This window comes from Mesorhizobium sp. M7D.F.Ca.US.004.03.1.1 (genome assembly GCF_003998635.1).
Lineage (GTDB): Bacteria > Pseudomonadota > Alphaproteobacteria > Rhizobiales > Rhizobiaceae > Mesorhizobium > Mesorhizobium loti.
Window position 1 is genome coordinate 1 of sequence record NZ_RZQG01000155.1, and the last position, 9,355, is coordinate 9,355.

Below are 9,355 nucleotides of genomic sequence, written 5' to 3' on the forward strand. Positions count from 1 at the left end.
TTGTTGGCCAGATCCTCGCCCGCGCGGGAAGCTGATACACCCCCCAGCGGAATGGAGCGCGAGCCGCCGGTGCCGCCGCCGGCCTTCAGTTCGTCGGTATCGCCCTGGCGGACATGGATCTTGTCGATGTCGAGATTGAGCTTCTCCGACAGGAACTGCGCATAGGCGGTGGCGTGCCCCTGCCCGTTAGTCTGGGTGCCGATCTTCAACGTCACCGTGCCGTCGCCATTGAGTTCGACAAAGGCCGGCTCCGAGCCCGGAAAGGCGCAGGCCTCGATATAGGTCGCCATGCCGAGGCCGCGGATCTTTCCGCCAGCTTTCGACTGCGCCAGCCGCGCCGGGAACGCTTTCCATTCGGACCGTTCAATGGCGCGCTCCATATGGCCTTCGAATTCACCATTGTCGTAAAGGCGGCCGGTCTGCGTCCGGTAGGGAAACTGCTCCGGCCGGATGAAGTTGCGGCGGCGGATCTCCTCGACAGGCAGGCTGAGATCATGGGCGCAGGCATCTACAAGCTTTTCCAGCAGGAACGCTGCTTCCGGCCGACCGGCACCGCGATAGGCATCGACCGGGCAGGTGTTGGTGTAGAGACCGGTGACCGAGACGTCGAGCGCCTGGATGTCATAGACACCGGTCGACATGGTGACGCCGATATAGGGAATAAACGGACCGTATTGCGAGATATACGCGCCGATGTTAGCGAGCAGGTCCACCTTCATGCCGAGGAAGCGGCCATCCTTGTCCAGCGCCATCTCGGCAGTCACGAAATTGTCGCGCCCTTGCGCGTCGGTCAGGAAGTGCTCGGTGCGGTCGCCGGCCCATTTGACCGGGCGGCCAAGCCGCTTTGCCGCCTCCAGCACCAGCGGATATTCGCGGTAGACGAAGCTCTTGGGGCCGAAACCGCCGCCGACATCGGGGGTGATGACGCGCAGCTGATTTTTCTTGATCTTGAACAGGCCGGCCAGGATGTACTGCATGGAATGCACGCCCTGCGACCCCGTGGTCAGCACGAAGCGGTTCTCGTCAATGTTCCACTCGCCGATCGCCGAGCGCGGCTCCATGTAGTTGCAGTCCAGCCGGTTGTTGACGAATTCGATGCGGGTGACATGGGCGGCTTTGGCGAAAGCCGCCTTGGTCTTCTTCTTGTCGCCTATGTGGTAGGTGAAGGCGCGGTTGGAACCGAGCTCCGGCCAGACCAGCGGCGTGCCTTCGGCAAGTGCCGTTGCCGTCCCGGAGGCCGCATCTTCGCTGTCATAGTCGACGTCGATCAGTTCAGCGGCATCCTGCGCCAAAGCACGGCTGTCGGCGACGACGAAGGCAACGGCATCGCCGACATAGTTGACCCGGTCGCGGCACAGGATCGGGATGTCACGCGTCGGCGCCTTGGTGCCGTCCGGCTGTTCCTGCATGACACCGGACTTGAGATCGCCGAGATGAGCGAGGTCCTTGCCGGTCAGCACCAGATGCACGCCGGGTGCCGCCTTCGCCGCCTCGGTCGAACCGATGGTGAAGCTGGCCTTGGCGACTGGCGAGCGCAGAACATAGCCATGCAGGACGCCAGCCGGCTGGATGTCGTCGGTATAGCGGCCCTGTCCCTGGATGAAGGCGGCATCCTCGCGCCGCAGCACGGATGCGCCCATGCCGAATTTCGGTGTGACGACGGTCAATGGATGCCTCGCGGTGATGACGGAGAAGGAAGGCCTGAAATAGGCATTGCCTCAGTTTTGTCGAGGGGCCGTTTCGTGTAAAGAGCGCGGACTTCAAATTTCTTGGACCAGCGGACACAATCCGCCGCCAACGCCATCGACAGGAAAACCCACGGAATGCGCACGGACACCGGCCAGGTCTTCAAGCTCGAAGACTATCGCCCCAACGACTACCTCATTCCGCAAACCAACCTCACTTTCCGCCTTTCGCCAGACGCAACGCACGTCACCGCCTTGCTTACGGTCGAGCGCCGTGATGGCGTCTCCGTGTCGGCACCATTGGTGCTCGACGGCGACGGGCTGACGCTCAAGCGCATCGAGATCGACGGCAAGAAGGTGAAACCGGCGGATATGCTGGCGAGCCCGGACCAGCTGACCATCCTCAAGCCGCCGGCCGCGCGCCGCTTCCAACTGCTGATCGAGACCGAGTTGGCGCCGGCGGGCAATGAAGCGCTGATGGGCCTCTACCGCTCGAGCCATGTCTACTGCACGCAATGCGAGGCCGAGGGCTTCCGCCGCATCACCTATTTCCTCGATCGACCCGACATCCTGTCTGTCTACACGGTGCGCATAGAGGCAATGCGCGACGAGGCGCCACTGCTCCTGTCCAACGGCAACCCGGTCGACAAGGGTGACCTCGGCGACGGCTGGCACTATGCTAGTTGGCACGACCCCTTCCCCAAGCCATCCTATCTGTTCGCATTGGTGGCCGGCAATCTCGGCCAGGTCGCCGACAGTTTCGTCACCCTGTCCGGCCGCACGGTTGAGCTCGGCATCTATGTCGAGCCCGGCAAGGAGAAGCTGGCCGGCTACGCGATGGACGCCCTGAAGCGGTCGATGAAATGGGACGAGGAGGCTTTCGGCCGGGAATACGATCTCGACGTCTTCAACATCGTCGCCGTGTCCGATTTCAACATGGGCGCGATGGAGAACAAGGGTCTCAATATCTTCAACGACAAATATGTTCTGGCCGATCAGGAGACCGCGACGGATGCCGATTTCGCCAATATCGAGGCGATCATCGCGCATGAGTATTTCCACAATTGGACAGGCAACAGAATCACTTGCCGCGACTGGTTCCAGCTCTGCCTGAAGGAAGGCCTGACCGTTTTCCGCGACCACGAGTTCTCCGCCGATCAGCGCTCGCGCGCGGTCAAGCGCATCGCCGAAGTGCGCACGCTGCGCGCCCATCAGTTTCCCGAGGACCAAGGCCCGCTGGCGCATCCGGTGCGGCCGCGCCGCTACCGCGAGATCAACAATTTCTACACGGCGACGGTCTACGAGAAGGGCTCCGAAGTGGTGCGCATGATCCGCACAATTCTCGGAGTCGACGCCTTTCGCGCCGGCATGGACCTCTATTTCGAGCGGCACGACGGTGACGCGGCGACGATCGAGGATTTCATCAAGGTGTTCGAGGATGCGTCCGGCCGCGACCTGTCGCAGTTCGCGCTCTGGTATCATCAGGCGGGAACGCCCAACCTGACGATCAGTTCGACGCACAATCCGGCTGCGCGCGAGTTCACGCTCGAAATCGAGCAGTCGGTGCCGCCGACACCCTCCGAAAGCCGCAAGCGGCTGATGCACATCCCGCTTGCCTTCGGCCTGATCGGCGCCGGCGGCAAGCCCGTGGCGTATAGCGGCGTCGAGGGCGCCAGTGTCGAGGATGGCGTCATCCATGTCCGCAAGCGCCGCCACATGGTGCGGTTTTCAGGCGTCGCCGAGCGCCCGGCCGTCTCGCTCAACCGCGGTTTTTCGGCGCCGGTGACCCTGGCGGTCGAACAGAAGACCGACGACCAGTTCTTCCTCGCCCGCCACGACAGCGACGCCTTCTCGCGCTGGCAGGCCTTCAACACATTGCTGACCGACGCACTGATTGCCGCCTTCCGAGAAATCCTCGGAGGCAAGCAGCCGGTCTTCGCGGCGCGTCTGACCGAACTCGCCGGCAGTATCGCCGCCGACGAGACGCTGGAGCCGGCCTACCGCGCGCTGGCGCTGGCGCTGCCCGGCGAAGCAGACATTGCCCGCGACATCGGCAGGAATATCGACCCCGATGCCATCTATGCGGCTCGCGAGGCGCTGGCGCTGGCGATCGGCACCGCGAACCGGGACGCCTTTTCGGGCCTCTACCTCAGCCTTGCCGACAAGGCCGCGTTCAGCCCCGACGCGGCGAGCGCCGGACGACGCGCCTTGCGCAACACCCTGCTGGATTATCTGGCACTGCAGCCGGGCGGAGCGGCACTCGCCGCCGGGCATTTCCAGTCGGCGACCAACATGACCGACCGCGCGGCAGCGCTTGCCGTGCTCGCGCATCGTCACCATGGTTCGGCCGAGGCGGTCAAAGCGCTGGCGGCTTTCGAGACGATCTATGGGTCTGACCCGCTGGTCATGGACAAATGGTTCCAAATCCAGGCCAGCGTTCCGGGGCCGCAGACCGTCGACACAGTGCGGGCCCTGACCAGCCACCCGGCCTTCTCGATGGGCAATCCGAACCGGGTGCGCTCGCTGATCGGCACCTTCTCCAGTGCCAACCAGACCGGCTTCCACCGCGCCGACGGCGAAGGCTACTGGTTCTTTGCTCAGACTGTGCTCGAGGTCGAAAAACGCAACCCGCAAGTGGCGGCAAGGCTGGCGACGGCGCTCAGATCGTGGCGTTCGCTCGAACCTTTGCGGCAGGCCAAGGCCAGGGAAGCGCTGCTGTCGATCGCCGGCGCCGAAAACCTGTCGGCTGATCTGCGGGATATCGTCGAGCGCACGCTGGCGTGAGTGCGTAATCTCTTCAAGCGCCCGTTAGACCAGTCCCGGCTGATGGGACTGGGGCCTAGCGGTCAACTCGATTCCGAGCGCCTTCATCACGGCAATCGTCGTTTTCAGGGTCGGATTGCCGTTCTCACTGAACGAGCGATAAAGCTGTTCACGCGAAAGTCCCGTCTGGCTCGCTATCTGGGCCATGCCTTTGGCGCGGGCCACGACCCCCAGCGCGTGCGCGATATAGCCGGAATCCTCGGAAGCAAATGCTTCCGCCATGAAGGCCGCAATGGCCTCATCGGAGGTCAGGCCTTCCGCCGGATCAAAGGTTGTCAGTTTTTCAGCCATGTCATTCACTCCATTCTTTTGCCAGCCGTTTCGCTGTCGTGATGTCCTTCTTCTGAGTGCCTTTGTCGCCCCCGCATAGGAGGACGATGATCGTGCTCCCCCGCTTCTGAAAATACACGCGGTAGCCGGGACCGTAGTGGATACGCAACTCGCTTATCCCCTCCCCCACGGGCTCGACATCTCCCGGATGCCCATAGGCAAGACGGTCGAGCCGGGCAAAGATCGCTCCTCGGGCGCGCTCATCCCTCAGTCGCGTCCACCATTTTCGGAACGTTTCGGTCTGCTTCAGATCGATCATGAGAGAGTGTAGTTTATAAACTACAATCTGTCAAGCAAACCTCAGAGAGATGGTCGCGCACTCCATAGGGGGCATTGGCCCATTTCGGCGTTATTTTAGTCGATTTTTAATCTTTTTTCGCCGGACCACTGGACAAGGCGAATCACCTTTGATTCTTTACTGACGATTCGGATGTGCGGCGTTTGCCGGATCAACAAGCAGCATAGGCAAATTCGGGGAGTGCCATTTATGGCGAAGGCGGACGCGTGGGGCGCGCCCGGAGGGACGGCTTTTGCGCATCGTGAGACGCGCAGCGACGGCCTTGCTGGGAATACGCGGCTCATCGCCGAACCGGCCTACCGGCGGCTTCTGGCCGCCGAGCCGCTGCTGCGCCGATCGATACCCGTCCTGATCATCACATTCCTGATCGTCATCGCGGCACTGCGCGTGCTGTCGCTGATGAACGAGCGCGACGATGTCGAGCGCAATGCCAAGGCGATCCTGACGCTGGCGGCTGGCCAGCTGGCCAGTTCGCTCGCCACCACCTCGGACACGGTGCCCGGCGCCATCCAGGATCTGCTGGAGACCACCAGCCGTCAGGGCGCGATGGGCCGCAGCCATGTGCTCGTCATCACCGACAGTGCGTTCAAGATCGTCGCGGTGACACCGCGCTCGGTGCCATGGCAGGGCCATTCGCTCGACGGCCTCGTCGAAGGCGGCCAGCCATTGTTCATGTTCGGCGATCGCGCCGGCGTCATGGACGTCAACATCGACGGACGCGACTGGTACGCGGCGGTCAGCCTGGCGAATGGCCAGAAAGGTGCGTCGGCGGCCCTGGTGCCGCAGGACGCGGTTTTCGATGCCTGGCGCAAGACTGTTTCGCTGAACGTCACCCTGTTCGTGCTGACGGCCGGTGTGCTGATCGTCATCCTCTACGCCTATTTCGGCCAGGCGGCGCGTGCGCAGGCGGCTGACCGCATCTACCTCGAAGCACATCAGCGCATCGACATGGCACTGGTTCGCGGCCGCTGCGGCCTGTGGGACTGGGACATGGTGCGCGGCAAGATGTACTGGTCGCGCTCGATGTACGACATGCTCGGCTACAAGCCCTGCGACACGATGCTGTCCTTCGGCGAGGTCGATCAGATCATCCATCCCGAGGACGGCGACCTGTTCGAGCTCGCCAACAGAATTGTCGCGCGCGAGATCGACCATATCGACCAGGTGTTCCGGATGCGGCATTCCGACGGCCAATGGGTCTGGATGCGCGCCCGGGCACAAGTCATCGATCCGGAAGCCCCGGAGATCCAACTGATCGGCATCGCCGTCGACGTCACCGAACAGCGTCATCTGGCGTTGCGTTCCGAGGCAGCCGACCTTCGCCTCAGAACGGCGATCGAGAACATCAACGAATCCTTCGTGCTGTGGGATTCGGCGCAGCGCCTGATCATGTGCAATTCCAAATACCAGCAGGACAACGGGCTTTCGGACCGCGACGTGATGCCGGGCGTCACGCGTGCGGCATTGGAAGAACGCATGCTGGCCTTTGCTTCCGAACGGCGGCTTGCCAACACCAGCGGACTGCAAGGCGGCGCCACTTTCGAGCGCCAGCTGGCGGATGGACGCTGGCTGCAGGTCAACGAACTGAAGACCCGGGATGGCGGCATCGTCTCGGTCGGTTCCGACATCACCCAGATCAAGCTGCACCAGGAGAAGCTGGTCGACAGCGAGCGCCGGCTGATGGCGACGATCCATGATCTCAGCCTCGCCCGCCGGGCGGAAGAAGAGCGTTCGCGCGAACTGGTCGACCTCAACCGCAAATACATGAAGGAAACCGAACGGGCCGAAGCGGCGAACCGGGCGAAATCCGAATTCCTGGCCAACATGTCGCATGAGTTGCGCACGCCGCTGAACGCCATCATCGGCTTCTCCGAACTGATGGAACAGGGGCTGTTCGGCCCGCTCGGATCGGAGCGCTACGAGGAATATGCCACCGACATCAACAGCAGCGGCAAATATCTGCTGGGCGTCATCAACGACATTCTCGACATGTCCAAGATCGAGGCCGGCCAGTTCTCGCTGGACCGGGAGGAGATCGACCTCGGCCCGCTGATCAGCGAAACGGTTCGCGTCGTTTCGCTGCAAGCGGCGCAAAAGGCCATCACCGTGGAAACCCGCATCGCCGACGCGCTGACGCTGGTCGCCGATCGCCGGGCGATCAAGCAGATCGTCATCAACCTTTTGTCCAATGCGGTGAAATTCACCGGCCAAGGCGGCCACATATCGGTCAGGGCCCGCAACACATCCGGCGCGCTGGTGCTGACGATCGAGGACAATGGCTGCGGCATCCCCAAGGATGCGCTCGGCAAGCTCGGACGGCCCTTCGAACAGGTGCAGAACCAGTTCTCCAAGAGCCACACCGGGTCCGGCCTTGGCCTCGCCATCTCGCGCTCGCTGGCTGAACTCCAGGGCGGCGCGCTGAAGATCCGTTCGACCGAAGGTGTCGGCACGATCGTGTCGGTGCGCATTCCGGTGAAGAAGCCCGCGCCGGCCATCAGGGTCGCGGCCTGAGCAGCAGGCTCCGACTGACACCGCCGGAGCCTGCTCCAGACAGCCTCACTGCATATCGCTGTTGTCTCCGTCGTCACTCCATTGACGGTGGCGGCCGAAGCGGCCGCCCTTCGGCAATTCGCTCTTTTCGATCTTGCCGTCATTGTTCTTGTCGAGCATTGCGAAGACCTTCTTCTCACGACTGGTGAGATCGTCTGTGGTCAGCGTGCCGTCGCCCTTGGTGTCGTAGCGGGCGATAATGCGTTTGGCCATCTGCTCGAAACGCGCTTTCTCAAGCGCATCGGCAAGCTGGGCGACGGTCAGCTTGCCGCCATTGTCGGCGACGAGCTTTTTCAGCCGCGCGTTCATAGCGCCGGAAAACTGATCGAAGGTGATGGTGCCGCCGGAATCGCTCATCGCCTTGTTGAGGCGCATCATCGTGCCCTCACGCATTTTTTCACTGGCATTGTTTTCGGCATAGGCCGTGGTGCCGACGGCGCCGGCCAAGGCTACGAAGGCAAGGGCAAGTTTCGTTGACTTTCTCATGGTCTTCTCCTGTTGCATCGTCACCCCCGATGCGGTCCGGCAGGCCGTTCATCACGGTCGTCCGGCACGAAGCAAAAGGTCGAAGTCTCTCCTGACCTTTTGCGACGTCTCTTTGAGGTGTGCTTCCAGCACACCGAAATCCGGCAGGTCAGTCACTGCCAGAAGCAGATCCGAAAGCCCCGGCGGAACATCGTCGCGCTCAAAGGCTCCGGTGAGGCACAGCCGCGTCATCTGGGTCAGTGCCAGATAGAGCGCGTAGGCGTCGCCAAGCGCCTGCCTGACCTCGGCATCGGCAAAGCCCGGTGCAAGACGCGACAGGATCTCGGCCGTGCCGGTGGCACGTGCAATTGGCACGGTCGGGGCACGCGGCCCGGCATCGACCTGCCCGGTGATGACGGCCACCTGAGCGATGAATTCGAGATCGATGAGGCCGCCGGGAATCAGCTTGATGTCCCACAGATCGCGCGGTGGCTTTTCTTTTTCGATCATGGCGCGCATGTCCGAGGCCTCGGCCATCACCTTTTTCGCGTCGCGCGGCTGGCCAAGCACGGCGGCGACTTCCGCTTCAACCTCACCGCACAAGCTGGCGTCGCCGCCAATGGCGCGGGCGCGGGCCAGCGCCATGTGCTCCCAGGTCCAAGCCTCCTGACGCTGGTATTTCTTGAAGGCATCGATATGGGTGGCCACCGGACCCTTGTTGCCGGATGGCCGCAGGCGCAGGTCGAGCTCGTAGAGCACGCCCTCCGCTGTCGGCGCGGAAACGGCCGCGATCAGCCGCTGCGTCATGCGGGTGTAGTAGTGCGAAGGCGCCAACGGCTTGTCACCATCGGACTCCTCGGCGTCCGGCGCGTGGTCGTAGAGCAGGATCAGGTCAACATCCGATCCGGCGGTCAGCTCGCGGCTGCCAAGCTTGCCCATGCCGAGCAGCGAAACCACGCCGCCGGCAATCGTGCCGTGGCGTGCCGCGAATTCTGCCGTCACCGCCTGCAACGCCGCCTCGATGGTGAGATCTGCCAGATCGGAAAAGGCGCGACCGGCCCGCGCCGGATCGATCGAGCCGGCGAGCAGCCTGACGCCGATCAGGAACTTGTGCTCGGAGGCAAAAATGCGCAGCCGGTCGAGCACGTCCTCATAAAGCCGGTCGCCCTCGACAAAGGCGGAAAGCCGCGCCGACAGATAGGCC

General features: G+C 63.0%; 6 protein-coding genes and 1 pseudogene. 2 read left to right on the top strand and 5 right to left on the bottom strand.

Annotated features, from left to right (window positions below):
* A partial coding sequence (locus tag EN935_RS11870; protein WP_164771091.1) for a xanthine dehydrogenase family protein molybdopterin-binding subunit occupies positions 1-1,667 on the bottom strand: 1,667 nt, incomplete at its 3' end.
* Between the two features lie 156 nt (positions 1,668-1,823).
* Here EN935_RS11870 and pepN point away from each other — a divergent pair.
* The gene (pepN, locus tag EN935_RS11875; protein ID WP_127265160.1) at positions 1,824-4,469 is read left to right on the top strand and encodes an aminopeptidase N; all 2,646 of its coding nucleotides are present in this window, start codon (positions 1,824-1,826) and stop codon (positions 4,467-4,469) included.
* Positions 4,470-4,493: 24 nt separating this feature from the next.
* Here pepN and EN935_RS11880 read toward each other — a convergent pair whose 3' ends face one another.
* Together EN935_RS11880 and EN935_RS11885 are read right to left on the bottom strand one after the other, a co-directional pair.
* Positions 4,494-4,799, bottom strand: coding sequence for an addiction module antidote protein (locus EN935_RS11880; RefSeq protein WP_109662594.1), 306 nt, complete (start codon positions 4,797-4,799; stop codon positions 4,494-4,496).
* A 1-nt stretch (position 4,800) separates the two neighbouring features.
* The gene (locus tag EN935_RS11885; protein ID WP_109662591.1) at positions 4,801-5,097 is read right to left on the bottom strand and encodes a type II toxin-antitoxin system RelE/ParE family toxin; all 297 of its coding nucleotides are present in this window, start codon (positions 5,095-5,097) and stop codon (positions 4,801-4,803) included.
* Between the two features lie 228 nt (positions 5,098-5,325).
* On the opposite strand from EN935_RS11885, the gene EN935_RS11890 reads away from it, so the two are divergent.
* A complete protein-coding gene (locus EN935_RS11890) occupies positions 5,326-7,647 on the top strand; it encodes a PAS domain-containing sensor histidine kinase (protein ID WP_109662588.1) in 2,322 nt (773 codons plus the stop codon).
* Between the two features lie 45 nt (positions 7,648-7,692).
* Here EN935_RS11890 and EN935_RS11895 read toward each other — a convergent pair whose 3' ends face one another.
* Entirely contained in the window at positions 7,693-8,172 is a 480-nt protein-coding gene (locus EN935_RS11895) for a hypothetical protein (RefSeq protein ID WP_109663338.1), read from the bottom strand.
* Positions 8,173-8,223: 51 nt separating this feature from the next.
* Positions 8,224-9,355 (bottom strand): annotated as a pseudogene (locus tag EN935_RS11900) (bifunctional [glutamine synthetase] adenylyltransferase/[glutamine synthetase]-adenylyl-L-tyrosine phosphorylase); the annotation flags it as partial.